Origin of the sequence: Streptococcus sp. HMSC34B10 (assembly GCF_001839505.1) — a bacterium.
GTDB classification, from domain to species: domain Bacteria; phylum Bacillota; class Bacilli; order Lactobacillales; family Streptococcaceae; genus Streptococcus; species Streptococcus peroris.
In genome coordinates, this window is record NZ_KV841553.1 from 150,831 (window position 1) to 174,754 (window position 23,924).

Annotated in this window: 20 protein-coding genes and 1 riboswitch; of the genes, 1 reads left to right on the top strand and 19 read right to left on the bottom strand. The window is 38.4% G+C overall.

Translation table 11 applies throughout. The features are described 5' to 3' along the window. Window positions 1-70: 70 nt before the first annotated feature. Window positions 71-1,375, bottom strand: coding sequence for a surface-displayed alpha-enolase (gene eno, locus HMPREF3237_RS05050; protein ID WP_070889043.1), 1,305 nt, complete (start codon window positions 1,373-1,375; stop codon window positions 71-73). Between the two features lie 163 nt (window positions 1,376-1,538). On the opposite strand from eno, the gene HMPREF3237_RS05055 reads away from it, so the two are divergent. Then, the gene (locus tag HMPREF3237_RS05055; protein WP_070461096.1) at window positions 1,539-1,982 is read left to right on the top strand and encodes a DUF1694 domain-containing protein; all 444 of its coding nucleotides are present in this window, start codon (window positions 1,539-1,541) and stop codon (window positions 1,980-1,982) included. On the opposite strand, the gene HMPREF3237_RS05060 is transcribed toward HMPREF3237_RS05055, so the two are convergent. The 18 genes from HMPREF3237_RS05060 to dapA all read right to left on the bottom strand — a co-directional run bounded on the left by HMPREF3237_RS05060 (window position 1,923) and on the right by dapA (window position 23,891). Next, on the bottom strand, window positions 1,923-3,092 hold the full coding sequence (locus tag HMPREF3237_RS05060) for a glycerate kinase (protein ID WP_070889044.1): 1,170 nt from the start codon (window positions 3,090-3,092) through the stop codon (window positions 1,923-1,925). The two genes, HMPREF3237_RS05055 and HMPREF3237_RS05060, sit on opposite strands and share 60 nt — an antisense overlap. A gap of 18 nt (window positions 3,093-3,110) precedes the next feature. Continuing rightward, the gene (gene serB, locus HMPREF3237_RS05065; protein ID WP_070889045.1) at window positions 3,111-3,752 is read right to left on the bottom strand and encodes a phosphoserine phosphatase SerB; all 642 of its coding nucleotides are present in this window, start codon (window positions 3,750-3,752) and stop codon (window positions 3,111-3,113) included. Window positions 3,753-3,814: 62 nt separating this feature from the next. Continuing rightward, window positions 3,815-5,248, bottom strand: a complete 1,434-nt coding sequence (gene glgA / locus HMPREF3237_RS05070) for a glycogen synthase GlgA (RefSeq protein ID WP_070889046.1) — start codon at window positions 5,246-5,248, stop codon at window positions 3,815-3,817. Next, window positions 5,245-6,384, bottom strand: coding sequence for a glucose-1-phosphate adenylyltransferase subunit GlgD (glgD, locus tag HMPREF3237_RS05075; RefSeq protein ID WP_070889047.1), 1,140 nt, complete (start codon window positions 6,382-6,384; stop codon window positions 5,245-5,247). Before glgD ends, glgA begins: the two co-directional genes overlap by 4 nt. Further along, a complete protein-coding gene (locus HMPREF3237_RS05080) occupies window positions 6,374-7,516 on the bottom strand; it encodes a glucose-1-phosphate adenylyltransferase (RefSeq protein WP_006145636.1) in 1,143 nt (380 codons plus the stop codon). Before HMPREF3237_RS05080 ends, glgD begins: the two co-directional genes overlap by 11 nt. Beyond that, window positions 7,506-9,434 carry a 1,4-alpha-glucan branching protein GlgB gene (gene glgB, locus HMPREF3237_RS05085; RefSeq protein ID WP_070889048.1) on the bottom strand — a complete coding sequence of 643 codons (1,929 nt, stop codon included), beginning with the start codon at window positions 9,432-9,434 and terminating at the stop codon, window positions 7,506-7,508. Before glgB ends, HMPREF3237_RS05080 begins: the two co-directional genes overlap by 11 nt. A 412-nt stretch (window positions 9,435-9,846) precedes the next feature. Continuing rightward, window positions 9,847-12,129: a type I pullulanase gene (gene pulA / locus HMPREF3237_RS05090; RefSeq protein WP_070889049.1), complete on the bottom strand. Its 2,283-nt coding sequence runs from the start codon at window positions 12,127-12,129 to the stop codon at window positions 9,847-9,849. A 107-nt stretch (window positions 12,130-12,236) separates the two neighbouring features. Further along, complete coding sequence (ligA, locus tag HMPREF3237_RS05095) at window positions 12,237-14,195, bottom strand: NAD-dependent DNA ligase LigA (protein WP_070889050.1); 1,959 nt, start codon at window positions 14,193-14,195, stop codon at window positions 12,237-12,239. Between the two features lie 86 nt (window positions 14,196-14,281). Continuing rightward, entirely contained in the window at window positions 14,282-15,553 is a 1,272-nt protein-coding gene (locus HMPREF3237_RS05100) for a nucleobase:cation symporter-2 family protein (RefSeq protein ID WP_070889051.1), read from the bottom strand. After that, window positions 15,553-16,134 carry a xanthine phosphoribosyltransferase gene (locus HMPREF3237_RS05105; RefSeq protein WP_070889068.1) on the bottom strand — a complete coding sequence of 194 codons (582 nt, stop codon included), beginning with the start codon at window positions 16,132-16,134 and terminating at the stop codon, window positions 15,553-15,555. Before HMPREF3237_RS05105 ends, HMPREF3237_RS05100 begins: the two co-directional genes overlap by 1 nt. 68 nt (window positions 16,135-16,202) lie before the next feature. Beyond that, window positions 16,203-16,299, bottom strand: a riboswitch (purine riboswitch). Then, window positions 16,294-17,277 carry a GMP reductase gene (guaC, locus tag HMPREF3237_RS05110; protein WP_070889052.1) on the bottom strand — a complete coding sequence of 328 codons (984 nt, stop codon included), beginning with the start codon at window positions 17,275-17,277 and terminating at the stop codon, window positions 16,294-16,296. (Overlaps the previous riboswitch by 6 nt.) Before the next feature lie 299 nt (window positions 17,278-17,576). After that, window positions 17,577-17,846 (bottom strand): DUF1294 domain-containing protein, encoded by a 270-nt coding sequence (locus HMPREF3237_RS05115; protein WP_070889069.1) that lies wholly within the window; start codon window positions 17,844-17,846, stop codon window positions 17,577-17,579. A gap of 31 nt (window positions 17,847-17,877) precedes the next feature. After that, on the bottom strand, window positions 17,878-18,543 hold the full coding sequence (locus HMPREF3237_RS05120; protein ID WP_070889053.1) for an MmcQ/YjbR family DNA-binding protein: 666 nt from the start codon (window positions 18,541-18,543) through the stop codon (window positions 17,878-17,880). A 43-nt stretch (window positions 18,544-18,586) separates the two neighbouring features. Beyond that, on the bottom strand, window positions 18,587-19,219 hold the full coding sequence (locus HMPREF3237_RS05125; RefSeq protein WP_070889054.1) for a copper homeostasis protein CutC: 633 nt from the start codon (window positions 19,217-19,219) through the stop codon (window positions 18,587-18,589). 93 nt (window positions 19,220-19,312) lie between these two features. Further along, the gene (locus tag HMPREF3237_RS05130; protein WP_070889055.1) at window positions 19,313-19,672 is read right to left on the bottom strand and encodes a YbaN family protein; all 360 of its coding nucleotides are present in this window, start codon (window positions 19,670-19,672) and stop codon (window positions 19,313-19,315) included. A 108-nt stretch (window positions 19,673-19,780) separates the two neighbouring features. Then, entirely contained in the window at window positions 19,781-21,868 is a 2,088-nt protein-coding gene (gene topA, locus HMPREF3237_RS05135; protein ID WP_070889056.1) for a type I DNA topoisomerase, read from the bottom strand. A gap of 118 nt (window positions 21,869-21,986) precedes the next feature. Continuing rightward, the gene (dprA, locus tag HMPREF3237_RS05140) at window positions 21,987-22,844 is read right to left on the bottom strand and encodes a DNA-processing protein DprA (protein WP_025168688.1); all 858 of its coding nucleotides are present in this window, start codon (window positions 22,842-22,844) and stop codon (window positions 21,987-21,989) included. A gap of 111 nt (window positions 22,845-22,955) precedes the next feature. After that, window positions 22,956-23,891, bottom strand: a complete 936-nt coding sequence (dapA, locus tag HMPREF3237_RS05145; RefSeq protein WP_070889057.1) for a 4-hydroxy-tetrahydrodipicolinate synthase — start codon at window positions 23,889-23,891, stop codon at window positions 22,956-22,958. Between the last annotated feature and the right edge of the window lie 33 nt (window positions 23,892-23,924).

Below are 23,924 nucleotides of genomic sequence, written 5' to 3' on the forward strand. Positions count from 1 at the left end.
GACCTTATCTTATAATATACAAAAGCCCTCGGAAAAAATCCAAGGGCTTTAATTAGTTCAATGAACTATTTTATTTTTTCAAGTTGTAGAATGATTCCAATCCACGGTATTCAGCTACTTCACCAAGTTGATCTTCGATACGAAGTAATTGGTTATATTTAGCGATACGGTCAGTACGTGAAAGTGAACCAGTCTTGATTTGTCCTGCGTTTGTTGCAACTGCGATGTCAGCGATTGTTGAATCTTCAGTTTCACCTGAACGGTGTGATACAACAGCAGTGTAACCAGCTTCTTTAGCCATTTCGATAGCGTCGAATGTTTCAGTAAGAGTACCGATTTGGTTAACTTTGATAAGGATTGAGTTAGCACATCCTTCTTTGATACCACGTGAAAGGTAGTCAGTGTTTGTTACGAAGAAGTCGTCACCAACCAATTGAACTTTACCGCCAAGACGTTCAGTAAGAGCTTTCCAACCTTCCCAGTCGTTTTCATCCATACCATCTTCGATAGTGATGATTGGGTATTTGTCAACCAATCCTTCAAGGTAAGCGATTTGTTCTTCAGCAGTACGAACAGCAGCGCCTTCACCTTCGAATTTAGTGTAGTCGTATACTTTACGTTCTTTATCGTAGAATTCTGATGAAGCACAGTCAAATCCGATAAATACGTCTTTACCTGGAACATAGCCAGCAGCTTCGATAGCAGCAAGGATAGTTTCAACACCATCTTCAGTTCCTTCGAAACGAGGAGCGAATCCACCTTCATCACCTACGGCTGTTTCAAGACCACGAGATTTAAGGATTTTCTTAAGAGTGTGGAAGATTTCAGCACCCCAACGAAGAGCTTCTTTGAATGATGGTGCACCAGCAGGTACGATCATGAATTCTTGGAAAGCGATTGGAGCGTCTGAGTGAGAACCACCGTTAACGATGTTCATCATTGGAGTTGGAAGAACTTTAGTGTTGAATCCACCAAGGTAGCTGTAAAGTGGGATTTCAAGGTAGTCAGCAGCAGCACGAGCTACAGCGATAGACACACCAAGGATTGCGTTAGCTCCCAATTTACCTTTGTTAGGAGTACCGTCAAGTGCGATCATAGCACGGTCGATAGCTTGTTGGTCACGTACATCGTAGCCGATGATTGCTTCAGCGATGATGTTGTTTACGTTGTCAACAGCTTTTTGTGTACCAAGACCACCGTAACGAGATTTATCACCATCACGAAGTTCAACTGCTTCGTGTTCACCAGTAGAAGCTCCTGATGGAACCATACCACGTCCGAAAGCACCTGATTCAGTATAAACTTCTACTTCAAGTGTTGGGTTACCGCGTGAGTCTAGGACTTCGCGAGCGTAAACATCAGTAATAATTGACATTTTTTACTCTCCTTTTGAGTTAAATTTTTTACACCTCTATGATACCTCAAAAAGAGACCTTTTTCAAGAAAAAACGTTATCTTTGTGCAAATTCTCCTTATCTATATAAAGTAACCGTTTTCTTTTGCAAGTGATATTGAGACTTTTATGATATACTATGATTATGACTGATTTATCAAAACAAATCCTAGAAAAGGCCAATGGTGGTCTTAAATTAAATCCTGATGAACAAAGACGCTTCCTCGGTACCTTTGAAGAACGTGTTCTTGGATATGCAGACCTTGAAACAGCTAATGATGATAAATTTCAAAAGGCTTATGTATCTATTTTAGAGAGTCTAAAAAAAGAAACTGAACAACTTTTTGTCAAAATTTCTCCTCAAGTAGTGTTTGAAAAGCAGGTCTATTATCTAAAACAAGCCAAAGATGCTGACTGCCAAGCAACCATCGTTTCTGAAGAACATAACTCTTCTCCTTTTGGTCTAGTTATCCATAGCGATGCTCCTGTTCAAACAAAAGAAAAAGACCTCAGAAAGGCCTTTTCAGACTTATGGTTGGAAAAAGAGAGTAAAGCTCCTACTTCTCTCTGGAAAAAATGGTTTGGTTAATTTTTTCAAAGCTAAGACTTGACCGATGTTTGCAGCTGTATTTTCTAAGTAGACAGCTGCTTTTTTTAGACTCTCTTCCAATGGTTCGCTTTTTTCTAGTATGGAAAAAGCAGCGACGATATTCTCAAATGGTAAGGGAGGTAAATCATCTGCCAAACTACCACAAATAGCAATGACTGGAACACCTTCGGGTGTTCTTTTTGCTACACCGATGGGAGCTTTACCGGCTAAACTTTGTGAATCCAGTCTACCTTCGCCAACAATCACTAGGTCTGCATTAGTAACTTTTTGATCGAAGTTTATCAAATTTAAACAAGTTTGAATACCAGATACAATCTCTGCTCCAGCGAAGGCACACAAGCCGGCTGCAATCCCACCGCCTGCTCCTGCACCATCTAATTGTAAAATTTCAGGTGCAACTTTATCATAAAAGTTTTTAATTGCAACATCAACTTCTTGGAATTTAGCTGGATCCATTCCCTTTTGTTTCCCAAATGTAAAGGTAGCACCATGAGGTCCACAGAGAGGATTGGTCACATCGGCCAGTATTTTTATATTTACATCAGAGGGAATTTGAAGTACTCTTTCCTTCGAAATCTTTCTTATTTCAAATAAAGATTGGCCACAAGCCTTCAGTTCCATTCCATTTTTATCATAAAACTGATAACCAAGACCTGATGCAATTCCAAGTCCGCCATCGTTACTAGCTGTACCACCAACACCGACATAGATATCTTTTATCTTTTGGCCTATTAAATGCCGGATCAGTTGAGCAATTCCCTTTGTTTGAACCTCTAGGGGATTTCGTTTTTCAATAGGAATTTTAGCAAGACCGACTAAATCTGCAACTTCAAAAAGAGCTAGTTTTCCTTTTTGAAAGTAAGGCATTTGAACCTCATCACCAAAAGGACCAGTAACCTGTACTGTTTTCTCTTCCAAACCTAGAGAACTTTTAATGGCGTCTACTGTTCCTTCACCTCCATCACCAACGGGTAAAAGTAAACACTCCACGTTAGGTATGGCCCTTTCGAATCCTCTTTTTATAGCTTCTGCTACTTGTTTTGCAGGTAGACTCTCCTTAAAAGAGTCAGGTGCTATAATTATTTTCATATTGATTTCTCTTTCTACCTAAAAGAAGTCTATCTTATCTAATGCTTTCAGTAAATCTCTATCATCTACCTGAAGATTTATTTGCTTTTTCACAATGTCCTTAGCACAAAAAGCTATGCCCGTCCCTGATTTTTTAAGCATTTTTAAATCATTAGCTCCATCACCGATTGCAATAGTTCTTTCGATTGGTACCTCTAATTCATCAGCCCATCTTACAAGAGTTTCTTCTTTGACTTCTCTACTGATGACTTGACCAACCAGATTTCCAGTTAAACAACCATCTCTAATTTCCAGTTGATTGGCAACAAACAATGAAATTCCTAAATCTTTTGCTAATCTTTCCACGATAGTGGTAAATCCACCTGATACCAAGCCGACTTCTATCTGATTTTCTTGAAGAGTTTCAATAAACTGCTCAGCATTTTTACTAAGGTGTAGTTCGTGATAAATCTTATCAAAAACCTCTATAGAAAGCCCTTTCAGAAGAGAAACACGTTTTCTCAAACTAGATTCGAAGTCTAATTCACCTTTCATAGCTTGGGCGGTTAGGAAAGCTACTTCTTCTTCACAATCCGCCTCTTTCCCTAATAAATCAATAACCTCTTCTTCTATCAAGGTCCCATCAACATCTAAGACACAGAGTCCTCTGACTTTATTCATCTATTTCCCTTACTTTCATCATCTCAAAAAATCGTATGAAAACTTCATACGATTTTAATGATTTAGTTTGCTAAGCTGTGATACAAATCAAGGTAAGACTGACAAGCAGTATCCCATGAGAAGTCACATTCCATGGCTTGAACTTGCATATTTTCCCAAACATCCGGATGGTTGTGATAAACATCCAAGGCGGTTTGTAAAGCCCAGTTGAGCCAGTAAGGAGTCAGGTTGTTAAAGCTAAATCCTGTACCAGTTCCTTCAATCGGATTGAATGGCTGAACAGTATCTCTCAAACCACCAACCTCATTGACAAGAGGCAAAGTTCCATAGCGCATAGCCATCATTTGTGAAAGTCCACATGGTTCAAAGCGACTTGGCATAAGGAAAATATCACACGCTGCATAAATCTCTTGTGCGAGTTTTACATCAAAGGTAATATTGGCAGACAATTTTTCTGGGAATACTTGTCCAAACCAGGAGAAAGCTTGTTCGAAACCAGGATCTCCTGTACCCAAGAGAACGATTTGAAGGTCTTCTTGAAGCATACGATGCAATCCTTCAACAACGACGTCAAAACCTTTCTGTCTTGTTAAACGTGATACAATACCAATCATTGGAACATCCGGACGGACAGGAAGACCAACTCTTTCTTGAAGTTTCGCTTTATTTTGAGCCTTACCTGACAAATCAGTCTTATCAAAATGGTACTCTAACAAAGCATCTGTCTCTGGGTTGTATAAATCAGTATCAATTCCGTTTACAATACCAGAAAGCTTACCAGATTCCATTCGGAGAATTTGATCAATACCACACCCAAACTCAGTTGTCATAATTTCATGAGCATAACTTGGTGATACAGTTGTAACACGATCAGCATAGAGAATACCAGCCTTCATCCAGTTGAGGCAATCATTCCAGCGAACTGTACCATCCGCATAGCGTTCAAAACCAACTCGGAATAAATCCCAAAGCATACCCTCAGAGAACTGACCTTGAAATTCCAAATTATGGATAGTCAAGACAGTTTTGATGTTTTGGTAAGCTTGAATCCATCTGTATTTTTCTTTCAACAAGAAAGGAATCATAGCTGTGTGGTAATCATGAGCATGGAGGACATCAGGGATAAACCCAATGCGTTCCATAGCTTCTAAGGCAGCAAGTTGGAAGAAAGCAAAACGTTCACCATCATCGAAATCTCCGTAAACATGGCCACGGAAGAAATAGTATTGATTGTCAATAAAGTAGAAAGTAACACCGTTTAAAACTGTTTTCTTAACTCCACAAAATTGTTTGCGCCACCCAACATACACTTCAAATTGAAGAACATCTTCGATTTGATCACCAAACTTTGCTTCCACCATGTCATAATACGGTAAGATAACAGCAACTTCCTGTCCTGCTTTTACCAGTGATTTAGGAAGAGCTCCGATAACATCACCCAAACCACCAGTTTTTGAAAAGGGCGCACCTTCTGCTGCTACAAATAAAATTTTCATGAAAAGATATCCTCTGTTACTTTTTCGCCTTTTTTAATAACTACAGGTTTTTCTACCGTACCTCGAACAACAACTCCCGCAGCTATTTCAGCACCCTTGTCTACGATAGCATTTTCAACTTGTGCACCTTCTCCGATAACAACGCGAGGGAAAATAATAGATTCTTTTACAAAGCTATTTTTATTGATTCGAACATTACGTGAAATAACGGATTTAATGACTTCACCTTCAACGATACTACCAGAAGCAAATTGTGATGTATTTACTTTTGAACCAGGTGCATAGTATGTAGGCTCTTCATTTTTAACCTTTGTATGAATCTTTTGATTTGGTGAGAACAAAGAGTAGAATTTATGCTGATCGAGCATATCTATATTCGCTTGGTAATATGTTTCTACTGAATGAATATTTGCTAGGTAACCTGTGTATTCATATGCAAAAGCACCTTCTTTTGCTGCCAAATCCCGCAAAACATACCGTAATTTTTCTGGAAACTCTTTTTGAGCTTCTTCTTCCAAACGTTTAATCAACCATGGTGTATCTACAACAAAGATATCAGTAGACATATTGTAGTAATCTTGATTTGATTTTTTATCAAAGAGTTTGTGGGAAACCACATGATCAGTTTCATCGATATCAAGGATTGCATTTACTTCTGAAATTTCCTTCTTAGGCAATTTCTTATACACAACTGTGATTGGTGACTTGGTCGTATTATGCAAATGGAAAACTTGAGCAAGATCGATATTCACCAAAACATCACAGTTCAAAGATACTGTTTGATTTGAACCAGAACGTTTCAAGTAGGTCAAGAGTTGTTGATAATACTCTTTACCAACCGTACTGCTTTCTACACGGGTATTGTAAATTCCAAGATAGTAGTGACTAAGAAGCGTATTCAAACCCCATTCACGTCCTGAACGAATATGGTCAAAAACAGAGCTGATATTATCTTGTTGAAAAATTCCGAAGATACTACGAACACCAGCATTGGCTAGACTTGAAAGTGGGAAGTCAATCAAACGATACTTTCCTCCAAATGGCAAACTTGCCACTGGACGATTACTTGTCAAGGTTGACATATCATGAAAACCAACGGTGTTTCCTAAAATCGCTGAATATTTATCAATCTTCATCTGTTGCTACCCCCACTACTTCATTATATCCGATTACTTGTACTTCTTCTGTACCATCAATCTCTACACCATCAGCAATGACTGCTCCTTCTCCGATAATCGCACGAGTAATTTTAGCGCCTCTTCCGATAACTGCTCCACTCATGATAACAGAATCAACAACCTCTGCTCCTTTACGAACTTGAGCAGCTGTTGAAAGGATAGAGTGTTTAACTGTTCCATTTACATAACATCCATCTACTACAAGAGAATCTTCTACATGTGCGTGTTCTCCAAGGAAGTTTGGTGGAGCGATAAGGTTACGTGAATATATTTTCCATTGACGATTACGGCTATCTAGAGCATTCTCTGGGGAGATATATTCCATATTTGCTTCCCAAAGTGATTCAATCGTACCAACGTCCTTCCAGTATCCATTAAATTCATAAGCATAGACACTTTCACCAGTTTCAAGATAGTTTGGAATAACGTTCTTACCAAAGTCAGACATGTCAATGTTTGCTTTTTCAGCTGCAACAAGCATGTTGCGTAGACGTTTCCAATCGAAGATGTAAATACCCATAGAAGCCTTAGTAGATTTTGGCTCAGCTGGTTTTTCTTCGAATTCGACAATACGATTATTGGCATCGGTATTCATGATACCAAAACGACTTGCTTCTTTTAATGGTACATCCAAGACCGCAACTGTCAAACTTGCGTTATTGTCCTTGTGAGATTGGAGCATATCATCGTAGTCCATCTTGTAGATGTGGTCCCCTGAAAGAATCAATACATACTCAGGATTGATGCTATCAATATAGTCGATGTTTTGGTAAATGGCATGACTTGTACCTTCAAACCAGCGGTTTCCCTCACTAGCAGAATATGGTTGAAGGATAGAAACTCCTGTGTCAATACCGTCTAAACCCCAACTAGAACCATTACCAATGTGACTATTTAGAGCTAGCGGTTGATATTGTGTAATAACACCAACATTATTGATACCAGAGTTAGCACAGTTTGAGAGAGCAAAGTCGATAATGCGGTAGCGCCCGCCAAATTGCACAGCAGGTTTTGCAATGCTTTGAGTAAGTTTACCGAGACGAGTTCCTTGCCCACCAGCAAGGATTAAGGCTAGCATTTCATTCTTCATTTTCTTCTCCTTTATATGTTTTATTTAATTCTTTTTTAGTAGGTTTCAAGCGACGTTTAATTTTCCAGATACTTGCCCCCATTGCTGGTAAAGTAAAGGTTAATGTCTGCTTATAATCCTTCCATAATCCTTCTTGAGTTTGAACTGTTTGGTTGTGTTCCTTCCAAACACCACCCCATTGTTCTAACTCTGTATTCCAAATTTCTTCATAAACACCTGCGACAGGAAGACCAATTGTGAAGTCAGGGCGTTCAACTGGTGCCATATTGAAGACACAGACTAGCATATCGCCTTTCTTTCCTTTACGGATAAAGGATAGGACACTTTGATCTCTATTATCGGCATCAATGATTTCGATACCATCATAACTCATATCTACTTCCCAGAGGCAACGATGATCTTTATAAAACTGATTCAACTGAGACGTGAAGTATTTCATCTTGGCATTCATTGGATCTTCAAGATTGGACCACTCCAATTGCTCTTCTGATTTCCACTCTAAGAATTGGCCAAATTCGCTACCCATGAAAAGTAATTTCTTCCCAGGGTGACAGATTTGATAGGTATATAGATTTCTCAAACCTGCAAATTGATTGTACCTATCTCCCCACATCTTATGCATCATACTCTTCTTACCATGGACAACCTCATCATGTGAAAATGGCAAAAGGTAGTTTTCGCTAAAGATATACATAAAACTAAAAGTCACAAGGTTAAAATCATACTTGCGATAGATTGGATCTTCCTCGTAGAAACGGAGAATGTCATTCATCCATCCCATGTTCCACTTATAATCAAATCCAAGTCCACCCATCTCTCTCATCCCGGTTATCTTAGTACCCGAAGAAGATTCTTCAGCAATCATCATAACATCAGGGTGAGCAAGTTTAATAACAGTATTTAAACGTTGAAGGAAATAGTAGCCTTCGTAGTTGAGATTTCCACCATCTTTATTTGGCGTCCATGGTGCATTATCATAATCAAGATAGAGAATATTACTTACAGCATCAACTCGAATACCATCCAAATGATAAAAATCAATCCAGAACTTAATACTTGAAATCAAGAAAGATTGAACTTCGTTTTTACCTAAGTCAAAGTTTAATGCTCCCCAACCATAGTTGTGTGCTTTATCATGGTCTTGATATTCAAAAGTAGGTGTTCCATCATAATAGGCTAATGCATCATCATTGATGGTAAAGTGACCTGGAACCCAGTCTACGATAACACCGATATTGTTTAAGTGACACTCCTCAACAAAGTCCTGAAACTCTTCTGGGGTACCATAAGTATGCTCTAAAGCAAAGTAACCCATGAGTTGATAACCCCAACTCAAACCAAGCGGATGCGCCATCAAAGGCATAAATTCAATGTGAGTATAGTTCATCTCAACTAGGTAAGGTATCAATTCTTCTTTTAGTTGAGCAAAACTGTATGGCGTGCCATCAGGATTTGTTTTCCAAGAACCTGCATGAGCTTCATAAATATTAACCGGTCTCTCAAAAAATCCTAAACGTTTTCTGCGAGCTAACCAAAGCCCGTCCTTCCATTTCTTCTCAGGAATTTCTGTTAAAACAGCCCCTGTTCCCGGACGAGTTTCAAAGCGAATGGCTAGAGGATCGAGCTTCATAAGCTGATGACCATTAGCGCGAGTAATATTATATTTATAAATATGTCCCTCTTTAGCTAAAGTGGTAAAAACTTCCCAAACTCCAGATTCATTCCGAACCATAGGGATTTGGTTTTCAATCCAATTGGTAAAATCACCGACTAGATGGACTGCCTGCGCATTTGGAGCCCAAACACGGAATGTGTAGCCCCATTCCCCATCTCTCTCCTCAAGATGTGCGCCCAAATAGTGTTGAATATGGAAATTTTCGCCAGTTGTAAAAGTTCTTAAAGCTTCAAATTTATCCATAAATCCCCCTTTGTATTGTAAGCGTTTTCTATAATTCTATTATACTATCTTTTAAGGAAACTTTCAACTAATTTCCGAATTAATATAAATTTTTTTCAAAATTTCCTTAAATCATTTTCTTACTATTTTAGTAATCTTCTTTACTTATCAGTATCCTTGCTTGATTTTATTTGTTGTAGTAACAAATTACTTACTATAAAGATTTCAATTCTTATTTTATGAATTACACAACCCAGAAACTTAACATTTTATGATTCAATGTTATTTTTTGTTCGGTTTAATCATATATAATATCATTTTACCAAATTTTCTGAAATTTTCAACTATTTATTGTAACTTTTTTTATTTTGATATATTCTTACATTTTACGCAAAAAAAACTCAAGATTAAATCTTGAGTTTTGCTTGATGATTTAAGATAAAATATTCATGACAGCTACGCTTACATTATCAAGAGTATTTTCTTGGTTTGATCGACTATTAGAAATCAACACTTCAAGGTTACCTGCATTCTCATAATAGTGAGATTCTCCTTTAGCATTAAAGACAACCAAGAAATGCTCGTCCTCATCTTGAATTTCATAGACAATCCAACCACTATTTTCAACCGATGTATGAACAAAGACGTGACGGTAAACTTCCTCATATGTAGGATATGAAAAGGCACCACACTTTGTTTTTAGGCGTATTATTTCACGAATAAATTCAATACTATCCTGACGTTCGTTAATCAAGTTCCAATCTACCTGGTTCACTGCATCTGGAGCATTGTAACTATTCATAGCGCGTTCGCGATCGTCATGAGTTAGCTCACCATTTTCCCCTGTAGGTACCAATTTGGTTCGACCAAACTCTTGGCCAAGTTCCATAAAGGAGATACCTTGCATAAGTAGATTCATGGCAGTTGCTGTTTCTACCTTTTTCATGATGCTTTCTTGGTCTTCCGTTATATGAAGAGTCGCCAGCAAATCATGTAAATTATAATTATCATGTGCTTCTACGTAGTTAACAACCTGATTAGGGCTTAAATAAGAACCTAGTTCACGGCTACCAAGGATAGCTTTAGCAACAATCGGTTCAGTAGCAGCTCCACTGACAAAACCAGACTTGATATCTCCATAGACTTCGCCACCTTTTACAGCATCACGTTGGTCATCATTGAAGAATCCAATATTTGGCAACTGATAGGCATTGTCCTTCTTAGCCTTATCATAGGGAGCAAGACCAGTTCCCATATCCCAACCTTCTCCATAAAGGATAATTTTAGGATCAACTTCATCCATTGCCCAACGAATCATCTGCATGGTTTTAACATCATGGATTCCCATTAAGTCAAAGCGGAAACCATCAATATTAAACTCATTCACCCAATAGAGAAGGGAGTCAATCATGTACTTACGGAACATTTCGTGCTCACTGGCTGTCTCGTTACCTACACCTGTTCCATTTTGATAACTACCATCACGATTCATCCGGTAATAGTAGTCTGGTACAGTTGTTTGGAATGGGGCATCAACAGTTGAAAAGGTATGATTATAAACCACATCCATGATAACGCCAATTCCAGCATCATGATAGGCTTGAATCATAGTCTTCAAATCGCGGATAACTTGACCTGGATCATTTGGATTTGTAGACATGCTGGTTTCTGGTGCATTGTAGTTTTGTGGATCGTAACCCCAGTTGTAGGTCACATTTCCATCTGCATCATACTCTTTGTGACGATCAGCTATTGGCTGTAGTTGAACATAGTTCACACCCAATTCCTTAATGTAGTCAAATGCAGTAGACTGGCCGTATTGGTTGACTGTTCCAGTTTGGGCTGCACCCAAGAAAGTTCCTCTTAATTCAGGAGCAACACCAGAAGTTTCAGACTTGGTCAAATCACGAATATGCATTTCATAAACAACAGCTTGACAAGGATTTTCCAATCGCCAAGTTGCTTCTGTTCCGTTTTTAACTTCAAATCCTTCAACTTGACGTTCTTCTTCTGAAAGAATTGCTGAACGTTTACCATCTGGACTCGTTGCAGTCGTATATGGATCGCGCGTCAATGATTGGTGATGTGGAAAATCGATCTGATATTGATAGGCACGACTTGCAAGACCTTCTGGAACTGTTAAACTCCAAACACCAATTGTATTATCCTTGTGACTATAAGAATAACTATTCCCACGTTTCATCTCATAAGTTTTCAGGATAGCAGCGTCATTACTGGCTGATTCATAGACTACAACTTTTACAGTTGTTGCTGTAGGCGACCAGAGTTTAAAGCTCGTTTCGTTAGCAGAAACTCGGCAACCCAATTCTCCTTGATAACCCCAGTGGTGATCAAAGCTTGCGCTATTAATAGCTTTATCAAAAGCAAATGGATTTTGATCTTTATAGTGTGGACTTGCAATGGCTGGATTTTCAGAATAATAAACAGAATCATCCCCATCCAAAATCCAAACTTCTGTCAAAAGTGGATAATAGTTGAATCGGATAGGATATTCTCTTGTCTCCCCGTCCTTTTCTACTCTAAAGATAAACTGTTCAAGAGGTGTTTCACTTGCTTGAGTCAATGAAAATTTAGTTCCAAAATATTCTTTTACTCTATTAAGTTTTTCTGTGTCTATTGGATCTTTACTATAATTGCATGCGTCATAATCTTCATCTTTACGATGGTAATGAATAAGTACAGGATAATTGTACATAAATTTACCTAATTTCTAATTGTTGATTTTATACCATTTCATTTCTTGTTTAAATGATTCGAATGATATCAAGAAATAAAAAACGGATATTGTAAAATATGTGCTGGTTACAAACCCTCTAGCCAAGCTTCATCTCGAATCTCGATTCCCAGTTCTTGTGCCTTTTGGAGCTTGCTTCCTGCATCTGCTCCAGCAACTACAAGGTCTGTTTTTTTCGATACACTACCTGTAACCTTGGCTCCCAGACTTTCTAATTTAGATTTAGCTTCTGAGCGATTGAGGCGCTCTAGCTTTCCAGTCAATACGACAGTCAGACCAGATAAAGCTGCATCACCTGAAACTACCTGTCCCTTGTAATCTAGATTAACACCAAATTCTTTCAATTCCCTTAAAAGAATTTTTGAGCCTTCTGTTGCAAAATAAGTTTGCAAACTCTGTGCGATGACACTTCCTAAAGTTTCAATGTTGGAAACTTCTTCTGGATCTGCTTGAGCTAGTGTCTCGATAGAATGAAAATGTTGGACTAATAATTTGCTAGCTTTACTTCCAACATGACGGATTCCCAATCCAAATAAGAGTTTTTCAGCGGAATTTTCTTTGGAAGCTTGAATAGCTTGATAAAGTTTTTGAGCTGTTTTTTCTTTCACACCCTCTAATTGGAGGAAATCATGTTCGGTCAAGCGATAAATATCAGCTACATCCTTAACTAAATTGGCTGCAAAGAGCTTTTCAACCATTGATGGGCCAAGACCTGAGATATTCATCGCATCACGTGATGCAAAATGAATCAAACCTTCCATGATCTGAGCAGGACATCGCGGATTGATACAACGTAGAGCCACCTCATCTTCAAAATGCAAAAGCTTGCTCTCACAACTTGGACAGTTTGTTGGAATGTCGAGTTTTTCTTCAGAAATCCGCTTAGATTCTACGACACGCAAGACTGCAGGAATGATATCTCCAGCTTTATAGACGATAACTGTATCAGCCTTACGAATATCCTTTTCAGAAATATAATCCACATTATGGAGAGTCGCTCGACTAACAGTTGTACCAGCAAGTTGGACCGGTGTTAGATTAGCCGTTGGCGTCACTACACCCGTACGCCCTACTGTCCAATCAACAGAAAGTAGTTTAGCTTCTTTTTCTTCAGCTGGGAACTTATAAGCTACAGCCCACTTGGGAGCCTTCACAGTAAAACCTAACTGCTCTTGACCAGCAAGGTCATTAACCTTAATCACAACTCCGTCGATATCATAAGACAACTGGTCTCGTTCTTGACCTACTTCTTGGATAAATTGCCAAACCTCATCCATACTGTGAGCTAATACACGTCTAGGATTGACAACAAAACCTAACTGTTCCAAGTGTTTTAAAACTTGTTCTTGACTATCTCGAGTAGAAGGACTAGCTTCCTGATAGAGGAAGGTAGCGAGATTACGCTTAGCTACTACTGCTGTATCTAATTGGCGTAGGGTTCCTGCAGCAGCATTTCGTGGATTAGCAAACTCTGGCTCTCCATTTTCTTGACGAGATTGATTAACCTGGTCAAAGGAAGCTCTGGGCATATAACATTCACCACGAACAGTCATATCGAGCGCTTCTGGCAATGTCAATGGAATATCTTTAACGCGTTTTAGATTTTCTGTAATATTTTCACCGATTGAGCCATCTCCACGCGTCGCTCCAACTACTAAAACTCCTTGTTCATAGGTTAATGAAATGGAGAGACCGTCAATCTTTAATTCACAAATATAGGTAACATTCGGTAATTCTTTTCGAACACGCGCATCAAATGCAAGTAATTCTTCACGAGAAAAAGCATCCTGCAAGCTATATAGAGGATACTGGTGACTATATTTTTCAAAACCATCAAGAATCTTTCCCCCCACACGATGAGTCGGACTATTGGGCAAGACTTGTTCTGGATGTGCCTGCTCCAACTCCACTAACTCACGATACAAGCGGTCATACTCACTATCAGATACAGATGGATTGTCACTTGTGTAATATTCTGTCGCATAACGATTTAGTAACTCTACTAACTCATTCATTCTTTCGTTCATAGAACTATTTTACCATAAAAATGGGCCTATAAGGTAGATAGAACCTTAAAAACAAAAAGTGAGAAGAGATTTTTATCTCTTCCCACCTAATTTTTATTTTTACGATTTAAAATTGCATTTAGTAGGATAGCAAGTACACTGGCAACCACAATCCCATTTGAAAAGAACATTTGGAAAGCAGTTGGTAGACTATTAAAAAGATTGCTTCCATTTAACCCTACACCAGCTGAAATAGATACAGCAGCAATCAGGAAATTATGTTCATTGTGTGCAAAATCAACACGTGACAAAATTTGCATTCCTTGGATAGAAACAAAACCAAACATAATGAGCATAGCTCCACCCAAAACTGGACTTGGAATAATCTGTGCCAAGGCTCCAAACTTAGGTAATAATCCTAAAAGAATCAGGAAACCAGCAGCGTAATAAATTGGCAAACGTGTACGGATACCAGATAATTTCACCAAACCTACATTTTGTGAGAATCCAGTGTATGGGAAGGTATTAAAGATACCTCCCAATAATACTGCTAGACCTTCTGCACGATAACCGTTACGTAGTCTAGTACTATCAATCGGATCTTTTGTAATATCTGAAAGGGCAAGATAAACTCCGGTTGACTCAACCATAGATACTGTAGCAATAATACACATCATAACGATGGAAGAAATTTCAAACTGAGGAGCTCCGAAATAGAAAGGACTTGGAATGTGAACAAGAGGTGCATTTGCTACTGGAGAAAAATCAACCAAGCCTAGAAAAGCAGCGATTACAGTCCCTGTGATTAAACCAATCAAAATCGAAATGGATTTGATAAAACCTTTAGTCAAGATGTTGACCAAGAGAATAATCAAAATCGTAATAACAGCTAGTGCCAGACTTTCTCCCGTTGGGTTTTCAACATTGCTTCCGTTTCCCATGTTTCCGATAGCTACTGGGATCAAGGTTAAACCGATCGTTGTTATGACAGAGCCAGTAACAATTGAAGGGAAGAGATTGGCTACTTTAGAAAAGACTCCTGCAACCAAAATCACATAAATCCCTGAAGCAATCAAGGCACCAAACATGGCACCACTACCATGACTCTGACCAATCATAATTAAGGGAGCCACTGATTGGAAAGCCACACCAAGAACAACTGGAAGTCCAATCCCAAATTGTTTATGCAGTTGCACTTGCAAAAGAGTTGCAAGACCACACATGAAGATATCTGTTGAAATTAAATACGTCAATTGCTCGGTGGTATATCCCAAAGCACCTGCAATCATGATAGGAACCAGGATTGATCCTGAGTACATCGCCAATAAATGTTGCAACCCTAGTATGGCTGCTTGTGAATGTTTTTCTTGCTTGTTCATTAGATGTCTGCCTCCTTAAAAATTACTTTTCCATCTTCAAAACGTTCCACACGAGCTAATGATACGACTGTTTGTCCAGCATTTTCTAGCAATTCACGGCCCTTTTGGAAAGATTTTTCAATCACAATCCCAACCGCTTCAACACTAGCACCAGCCTGTTGAATGATTTCAATCAACCCTTTAGCAGCTTGACCATTGGCCAAAAAATCATCAATAATGAGAACATGATCCTCAGGGGATAAAAATTTACCAGCGATAGACACTGTGCTTGTCACTTGCTTGGTAAATGAGTAAACTTCTGCTGTTAAAATACCTTCAATCATGGTAATATTTTTAGCTTTTTTAGCAAAAATCATCGGCACATCTAGTTGCTCTGCTACATAAAGAGCTGGAGCAATTCCTGATGCTTCAATGGTTACAACCTTGGTGATACCAGCCTCTTTAAAATGTTGAGCAAAAGTACGCCCAATCTCACGCATCAAAGAATAATCTACTTGGTGCGTTAAGAAAGAATCCACTTTGAGAATATCTTTACCCAAAACATTCCCATCTTTTAAAATCCGTTCTTCCAATAATTTCATAGTAACCTCCGAAAGAAAAAGGGACCTACCAAGTAAGTCCCCGATAAGAAATATAGTCCAGTAACCATACTCTCCTGTGACTTACTCATTGCTAGGTATTTACGGTACCTTGTAGAAACACCACGCCAATTCGTGATATAAATGAGTAAAAAATACGATTTAGTGAGCGTCTCCATTCCAGATGGAATTTTTCACAATGACATAGTCAACGTGACGAAGATCAGCAACCTTACGACCCCCAGCATAAGAAATTGAACTTTGCAAATCCTGCTCCATTTCAGTTAAAGTATCTTGTAAGTGACCTTTTACTGGTAAAAGAATCTTTTTACCCTCGACATTTTTATAAGCACCTTTTTGATACTCAGAAGCCGAACCATAATATTCTTTGAACTGTTCTCCATCAATCTCAATTGTTTTTCCTGGACTTTCAATGTGTCCAGCAAACAGAGAACCGATCATGACCATTCTGGCACCAAATCGGATTGACTTAGCAATATCTCCATGTGTCCGAATACCACCGTCAGCAATGATAGGCTTGCGAGCAGCCTTAGCACACCAACGAAGAGCTGCTAACTGCCAACCACCAGTACCAAAACCAGTTTTAACCTTAGTAATACATACCTTACCAGGTCCAATTCCAACTTTAGTAGCATCGGCACCCGCATTTTCAAGTTCACGCACAGCTTCTGGAGTTCCAACATTACCTGCAATGACAAAAGTCTCTGGCAATTCTTTCTTGATGTGTTGAATCATGGAAATCACACTATCTGAATGACCATGAGCAATATCAATGGTGATATACTCTGGAGCGTCATTCTTGAGTTGACTCACAAAATCATACTCGTACTCCTTAACTCCAACAGATATAGAAGCAATCAAGCCTTTATCATGCATGCGTTTCACAAAGGGGATTCGTCCTTCTTCATCAAAACGGTGCATAATGTAGAAATAACCATCCTTGGCAAGTTGTTCTGCCACATCTTCGTCCAAAATTGTCTGCATATTTGCAGGAACGACAGGTAACTTAAATGTATGATTTCCTAAAGTAACATGAGTATCAACCTCAGATCTACTTTTGACCACACATTTATTTGGAATGAGCTGAATATCTTCATAGTCAAAAATCGGAAATTCGTTTAACATTTCGATGTCTCGTTTCTTTTATAATGACCTACCTATGCTTTCGCATCACTACGCCTTTTCCGACGTTTCCTTTAACGATTATAAACTAAGGTAAAGTTTTTGTCAAACATTTTGAAGTATTAAAATTATTATGTTCGGATTTTACTCGTTATTTCACAAAAAATAGAGAGTTTATAGGCTCTCTAAATTTGTTTTATATTATTTTGAAAATTTTTTTAATATCTCTATTTTTTTATTGCTCCATTATAATGTTACTTGATAGTTAGTACCTCTCAGAATACAACCAATCATCATAAAATTCATTTCCAAACCATATATAAAGTTCCTACTGTTACCACCATCCCCAAAATCCATACCGTTTTAAAATACCATTTTCGAGTTTTATGATGGAACATGAGTCCTGCCATACAGGCTCCAAAGCCACCAAGTATAAAAGCTCCTAAGAGTAAATACTTCTCTGGAATTCTCCAGTATCCGCGTTTGGCCTTATATTTATCTATTCCATATAGGATAAAGATAAAGAAATTCCATAGCAAGAGTAGAATGCTAGCAAGTTGTTTTATATCAATCATCTGTGTATAAGCCTCCTTGTCAGTTGTTTTATCCTATTTCTTTTTTTGAAGTCAAAGACCAACTTATTTCAAATAGTTCAAAAACCCTTTCGTCAGCTAGAGTATCATCAAGTGGCAGACTAATCCAATAGCGTTTATTCATATGAAAAGCTGGGTAAATGCCTTTTTCTACTAATAAATCAGCAACTTGATCATGCTTAAGATTAACGACTTCTACCTGTCCTTCTTGTGCTTTATCCAGTTTTTCCCACGAAATCTTCATTAGCACTGCATACCACTTCTGATTATCTTCATGACGCAAAACCGCCGTATCAGGTGATTTCTCCCAAAGGTATTCTAATTGATTTCCATACTTTTCTTGAACAAGTGTCATGATTCTCTTGGTCTGAGGACAGATAAAATCCTGCACCTCAAAACAAGACTTTCGAATGTCATAAAGAACTTCTAAACAAGCTTCACGAACAGTTCCAACAAAAGTACCTCTCATACTTTCCATATGAACTTGAGGATAAAGATCTCCGGTTTCTTGGTCATAAACTTGAAAAGATAAGTCTCCATCGTCAACTGTAACTACCATTAGAAAGTCTCCCTGCAAGATAGTCGAACTATAGGTCCATATTCCTTGATTTTCTACAAATCCATATTCTTTAGCCTTCTTAGTATTAAATTGATAGGACTTAAAAATTTCAAACATAAGCGAAAACTGCTACAAAAAGCTAGCAGTTCCTTTCTATTTTTTAAAAGACAACCTTTTTTCCATGTAATTGTGTCACACCTAGTTGATCGATAAAGGTTTGACGGTTGTCCATGTCAATACCTCCACCTGGTAGGATTTCAATTTTACCTGCAGCGTGTTCTAGAATTCTACGATAGTGAGCAAATCGTTTCTCTAACGAATCTCCAGATACACCAGCGCGAGTCAAGATGCGTGTCACTCCAGCTTGACTAAGCCAATCAATGGCTTCCAACTGATCTTCATCGCTTAATTCATCAAAAGCCATGTGGAAAACAATTTCCATGCCTTTAGAAGCAGCAATCAATTTTTCAAGGTTGAACTTATCCAGCTTCTTATCCGCTCTCAATACACCAAAGACAACTCCTTGGCCACCTGCCTGAGCAGCTATACAAATGTCCTCAAGCATAATGGCGATTTCTAGATCATTGTAAACAAAATCACCACCACGTGGACGAATCATAGTCATAATAGTCGTATCGTAGTTAGATGCTAGTTCAACAGCTGCCTTGGTTACTCCGTAGCTTGGTGTCGTTCCACCAACAGCAAGGTTATCACAGAGCTCAATACGTCGAGCTCCAGCCTGCATGGCCTTTTCAATCAAGGTCACATTTTCAGCACAAAATTCGTAAATCATTTGATTCTCCTCGAAGATCTATTTAATGTTATTATATCATATTGTTTTAAGCAACCTTCATTTCTTATCAAGGAAAAATACGACTTATTAAAGCTATTCCTTATCTGGAATCACCTTAAATAGATAATAGGTTATAAATACTGTTAAGCAACCTAAAGCAATTTTTACAGGTAAGAGCGAAGCAAAATAGATGGAGATTCCCATCAAGATATAAATCGAAACAATGATTTTCTTCTTACGTTCACGCGCAATAGACTTAGTTTCTCTAAAGTCAGCAACATAGGTTTGATAAAGTTTGGTATGATAGAGCCAATCTTCAAACCGTTTGGAAGATTTAGAAAAGCAAGCGATTGACAATAAGAGAAAAGGAGTTGTTGGTAATAGCGGTAAAACAACACCAATGATTGCCAGGGCTAATGAGATGAATCCAATACTGAGATAAATGATACGCATGTCTACTCCTAGGTCAGTATAATCTTCTTCTAGTTTCGCATAAAAAGATGAAATCTGTCAAGTTTAAATTAGAAAAGGACTAAAATATCTACTTCAGTCCTTTCACTTTTATTTAACTTTTTCTTCTTCGTAGTCACCGTTGCTACATACAATTTGTTTACCACCACCACGGATTTTCTTCTCCATCAGGAAGTGACCACACTTAGGACAATCACGTCCAACAGGTTTATCCCAAGAGGTAAACTCACATTCTGGGTAACGATTGCATCCGTAGAAAAGTCGATTACGTTTGGTTTTGCGTTCGATGATTTGCCCTTGATGACAGCTTGGACAGGTAACACCGACTTCTTTGACAATAGCTTGTGTGTGTCGACAATCTGGGAAATTGCTACATGCGTAAAACTTACCAAATCGTCCAATTTTAATCACCATCGGACTACCACAAACTTCACAGTCAAATCCTGCTGGTTCATCCTTGATTTGAATTTTTTCCATCTCTGCTTCAGCTTTTGCAACCTCTTTAGAGAATGGTTTGTAAAATTCATCAATAACCCGTTGCCACTCTTCTTTTCCAACCTCAACATCATCCAGTTTACCTTCCATTTCAGCGGTAAACTTCACGTTAACAATATCTGGGAAGTATTCGACAATCAGCTTGTTTACGACTTGACCTAGATCAGTTGGTTCAAAGCGTTTAGATGCTAGTCTTACATAGTAACGTTTTTGGATTGTTTCAATGGTTGGAGCATAAGTTGATGGACGTCCAACTCCGTTTTCTTCCAAGGTTTTAATCAGTGTTGCTTCTGAATATCGTGCCGGTGGTTGTGTGAAATGTTGTTCAGGTTTGCTATTGACCTGTTTGACCACATCTCCTACTTTCATATCTGGCAGCATCTTATTTTTATCAGAATCGTTGTAAATCGCCAAATAACCATCAAACTTAACCTGGCTACCATTAGCAGCAAATTGAACGCCATTTTGCGAAAGTTTAACAGCCATGGTATCAAAAATCGCACCAGTCATCTGACTCGCTACAAATCGATTCCAGATGAGTGTATAGAGTTTAAGCTGGTCTTTATCCAAATACTTAGCAATTTTTTCTGGTGTATTGAAAACACTAGAAGGACGAATGGCTTCGTGGGCATCCTGAGCACCAGAAGCATTTTTTACCCGACTGCCATGCTTAGAATAGTTACTACCAAAGCGTTCATTGATGTAGCCTGCAGCTTCATTTTGAGCTACAGGACTAATACGAGTAGAATCGGTACGCATATAGGTAATCAAACCTTGAACACCTGTACCAATATTGATTCCTTCATAGAGTTGTTGGGCAACCATCATGGTTTTACGAGTACGGAAGTTAATCTTGTTAGCCGCATCCATCTGCATAGAGGAAGTGGTATAAGGAAGCGGAGCGTTTCGCTTGCGTTCTTTCTTATCAACATGATCCACCATAAAGTCTTTACTGGTTAGCTGAGAAAGAACTTCCTTAACCTCATCATTGGTGGTGAGCTTCATTTTTTTACCATTCAAACCAAAGAAAGAAGCTTGAAATTGTTTGGTTCCTTTTTTGAAAGTACCATCAATAGTCCAGTATTCTTCTGGCTGAAAGGCATTGATTTCATTTTCACGGTCAATGATTAATTTAAGTGCGATAGATTGCACACGTCCAGCTGATAAGCCCTTCTTGACCTTCTTCCATAAAATAGGTGAAATCGAATATCCTACCAAGCGGTCAAGAACACGTCGAGCTTGTTGAGCATCTACCAAGTCCATATTAATTTTACGAGGTTCTTTAAAAGCATTCTTGACCGCATCCTTGGTAATCTCATTGAAAACAACACGGTTTGTATCATTTTCATTAAGATTTAAAATATGAGCCAAATGCCATGAAATCGCTTCTCCTTCACGGTCCGGGTCACTTGCAAGAAAAACTTTATTGGCTTTTTTTGCTTCTTTTTTTAAGTCATTAATTAGAGGACCTTTTCCTCGAATATTGATATATTGCGGTTCGTAATTATTTTCCACATCGACTGACATACTTGATTTTTTCAAGTCACGAATATGACCGACGCTAGCTAAAACCTTATAGTTCCGGCCTAGATATTTTTCAATCGTTTTAGCCTTAGCAGGCGATTCCACGATTACCAGATTTTTTTTAACTGTTGATTTTTTCTTCTTTGTTGCCGTAGCCACAGTATCACACCTTTTCAAAGTAATAAACTTTATAAAGTGTAAACCATTTTTAAAAACCTGTCAAGACTTAACACCCATATAATAGAAGAAAAGTTTGCTAGATGAAATGATTCTATGTCTAAAACTCAAATTCGCCGAGAATATCCTGCCCACATGTTGCCAACTTTGCTCCCTCCTGAATCAAATGATGACACCCATCTGAGCGCCCATCCAAAATAGAACCTGGGATAGCAAATACATCTCTACCTTCCTCCATAGCACGTTCACAAGTGATCAAACTTCCTGATCTCATCTTGGCTTCAGCCACAATGACTCCTCTACACAAGCCTGCAATAATCCGGTTTCTAGCTGGGAAATGATATTTCAAGGGTTCTTCACCTGGACCGTACTCGCTTAATACTAAATGATTGTCTCCAATATATTCCTGTAAACGTTTATTGGCTCTAGGATAGTAAACATCTAGACCCGTCCCGATAACCGCAATCGTTTTACCACCTTTTTGTAGAACTGACATGTGGGCTGCTGTGTCAATTCCCTTAGCAAGTCCGCTTACTACAACCAATTCATTTTCAAGTTCTTCAATAACTTTTTTCACAGATTTTGTACCTACTTGACTACAAGAGCGACTACCCACAACTGCAATCTTTGGTAATTTTAAGAGATTTAAATCTCCTTTATAAAATATCAATACAGGAGCATCATAAATTTCACTTAGCGCAATTGGATAAACATCATCCAAAATAGAAAATGAAGGAAACTTTTCAAAATCCTTTTGCAATCGTTCCATACTTTCAAAGGTAAGTTTGTGATAACGTTCCATAAAAGCCACTGGATTTCGACACTCTGAAGCTTCTGCGATGGTCTCTAAACTCAATTCTTGATCATAAATTTCTCCATATTGAAGAACATTTAACACTTGTTGATTACTTAATCCTGCCTGTTTTAACTTATAAATTTCAAAATTATCAATCTTAATTTTCATGATCGACTCCTTTTTTTCTATCTATTTATTTATTCGTAAAAAATGAAAAAAACTTCCCAAAAATTTAACTTTTTTAGGAAGTTTCCATTATTAATAATGATGATTTTAGTAATCAGGACGAAGAACTCCTGTGACAGTTGCCTTGGTTGCCTCATAGTCCCCATCAATAACAACCTTGATAATGCGTTTGGCATCCTCTTCAGGGCAAGGAACTAGCGGTAGGCGAGTTGGCCCAACTTCAAATCCCATATAGTTGAGAACTGCTTTAACGGGTGCAGGACTTGGATAAGAGAAAAGAGCATTGACTTTAGGGATGAATTTACGTTGAATAGCCGCTGCTTTCTTCAAGTCACTTTCTTCAATAGCCGTAAGCATTTCATGCATCTCATCACCATTGGTATGTGATGCAACAGAGATAACCCCGTCAGCACCAAGATTCATCGCATGGAAAGCATCTCCATCTTCACCAGTATAAACTAAAAACTCTTTAGGCTTATGCTCGATTAAATAAGCCATGTTAGCCAGACTCGTACATTCCTTGACACCAACGATGTTTGGATGTTCTGCTAAGCGAAGTAAAGTTTCTGGAGTCATTTCGACTACTACACGTCCAGGGATATTATAGATAATAATTGGTAAATCAGAGGCATCTGCAATAGCTTTGAAGTGTTGGTACATCCCTTCTTGGGAAGGTTTATTGTAGTAAGGAACAATCGCAAGACCAGCCGCAAAACCACCAAACTCTGCTACTTCTTTAACGAATTCGATAGAGTCACGTGTGTCATTTGTCCCCACACCAGCGATTAAGGGAACACGGCCATTGACAACCTTCTGAACGGCGGCAAATAATTCCAACTCCTCATCGTGGGTCAAGGTTGGACTCTCAGCGGTTGTCCCTGCTAGAAGGATACCATCCGTATGGTGAGCCAATAAATGCTCAATTAAATCTGGAATCGCATCGAAATTTATAGAACCATCCTCATGGAAAGGAGTAATAAAAGCCGTGATAATTTTACAATCTTTTAAATCTTGATAAGACATACAAAACACCTCTCTACTTTAAAGAAGGAGTTC

Bases quoted from the DNA above. Each gene is read 5' to 3' on its own strand.
- eno (WP_070889043.1), bottom strand. From the start codon at position 1,375: ATGTCAATTATTACTGATGTTTACGCTCGCGAAGTCCTAGACTCACGC.
- HMPREF3237_RS05055 (WP_070461096.1), top strand. From the start codon at position 1,539: ATGACTGATTTATCAAAACAAATCCTAGAAAAGGCCAATGGTGGTCTT.
- HMPREF3237_RS05060 (WP_070889044.1), bottom strand. From the start codon at position 3,092: ATGAAAATAATTATAGCACCTGACTCTTTTAAGGAGAGTCTACCTGCA.
- serB (WP_070889045.1), bottom strand. From the start codon at position 3,752: ATGAATAAAGTCAGAGGACTCTGTGTCTTAGATGTTGATGGGACCTTG.
- glgA (WP_070889046.1), bottom strand. From the start codon at position 5,248: ATGAAAATTTTATTTGTAGCAGCAGAAGGTGCGCCCTTTTCAAAAACT.
- glgD (WP_070889047.1), bottom strand. From the start codon at position 6,384: ATGAAGATTGATAAATATTCAGCGATTTTAGGAAACACCGTTGGTTTT.
- HMPREF3237_RS05080 (WP_006145636.1), bottom strand. From the start codon at position 7,516: ATGAAGAATGAAATGCTAGCCTTAATCCTTGCTGGTGGGCAAGGAACT.
- glgB (WP_070889048.1), bottom strand. From the start codon at position 9,434: ATGGATAAATTTGAAGCTTTAAGAACTTTTACAACTGGCGAAAATTTC.
- pulA (WP_070889049.1), bottom strand. From the start codon at position 12,129: ATGTACAATTATCCTGTACTTATTCATTACCATCGTAAAGATGAAGAT.
- ligA (WP_070889050.1), bottom strand. From the start codon at position 14,195: ATGAACGAAAGAATGAATGAGTTAGTAGAGTTACTAAATCGTTATGCG.
- HMPREF3237_RS05100 (WP_070889051.1), bottom strand. From the start codon at position 15,553: ATGAACAAGCAAGAAAAACATTCACAAGCAGCCATACTAGGGTTGCAA.
- HMPREF3237_RS05105 (WP_070889068.1), bottom strand. From the start codon at position 16,134: ATGAAATTATTGGAAGAACGGATTTTAAAAGATGGGAATGTTTTGGGT.
- guaC (WP_070889052.1), bottom strand. From the start codon at position 17,277: ATGTTAAACGAATTTCCGATTTTTGACTATGAAGATATTCAGCTCATT.
- HMPREF3237_RS05120 (WP_070889053.1), bottom strand. From the start codon at position 18,543: ATGTTTGAAATTTTTAAGTCCTATCAATTTAATACTAAGAAGGCTAAA.
- HMPREF3237_RS05125 (WP_070889054.1), bottom strand. From the start codon at position 19,219: ATGATTTACGAATTTTGTGCTGAAAATGTGACCTTGATTGAAAAGGCC.
- HMPREF3237_RS05130 (WP_070889055.1), bottom strand. From the start codon at position 19,672: ATGCGTATCATTTATCTCAGTATTGGATTCATCTCATTAGCCCTGGCA.
- dapA (WP_070889057.1), bottom strand. From the start codon at position 23,891: ATGTCTTATCAAGATTTAAAAGATTGTAAAATTATCACGGCTTTTATT.